General features: G+C 36.1%; 1 protein-coding gene. It reads right to left on the reverse strand.

Going from position 1 to position 729, the window contains the following annotated elements:
- Positions 1–246: 246 nt before the first annotated feature.
- A partial coding sequence (locus ACFINZ_RS10750; protein ID WP_375701514.1) for an EamA family transporter occupies positions 247–729 on the reverse strand: 483 nt, incomplete at its 5' end.

Raw genomic sequence — 729 nt, forward strand, 5'->3', positions numbered from 1 at the left:
ACTCATATCAGAACAAGTGACCTTTGCCACTATCAAAACTTTATAAATATGCTCTCTTGTACAATGTCTTTAAAAAAGTTCATTGTTTTTAAAGAATTTTATTCTAAAAGATTCCTTTGCCTCTTTCCTTAAAAGTGAAAAAGCATCAGTAATCTGCTTCGTTTCATTGAAGAAACAGAAAGAATGAAATCTCTTCACGTGGAATATCACGAAATAAAATCAAAATAAGAGAGGGAAAAAAGTTAATCACTTTTTTAAATTATTTTTCTTTTTCCGCCATTGTGAAGGTGGTAATTCAGCCACAACGATCGCAATCAGAATAAGTGCCCCTCCCAATAAAGCTAAAGGGGATAAATGCTCACCAGCTAAACGCCCAACAATACCAGCCCAGACAGGTTCACCTGCATAAATGAGTGTTGCACGCGTAGGTGAAATAGACTTTTGTGCCCAATTCATAGCTAATTGAATGATAGCACTCATCAATGCCAATCCTATACCGATATTCAGCCACACCCATGAAAATGGAGGTATGCTCTCCCCTATAAAAGGCATACAAAAAAATGAAAAAAGACCACTAAAAAATAGCTGTATAATCGTTACACGCCGGCTATCAACCTTGTGGGCAAAAATTCCAATGAGTATAACTTCTCCCGCAATTGCTAAAGCGCCTAACAAAGTTAGAATTTCACCTTTTGAAAAATCAAAACTTCCAGACTTTTTGCCAGAAAT

Origin of the sequence: Bartonella sp. AA81SXKL, assembly GCF_042196945.1 — a bacterium.
Classification (GTDB): Bacteria; Pseudomonadota; Alphaproteobacteria; order Rhizobiales; family Rhizobiaceae; genus Bartonella.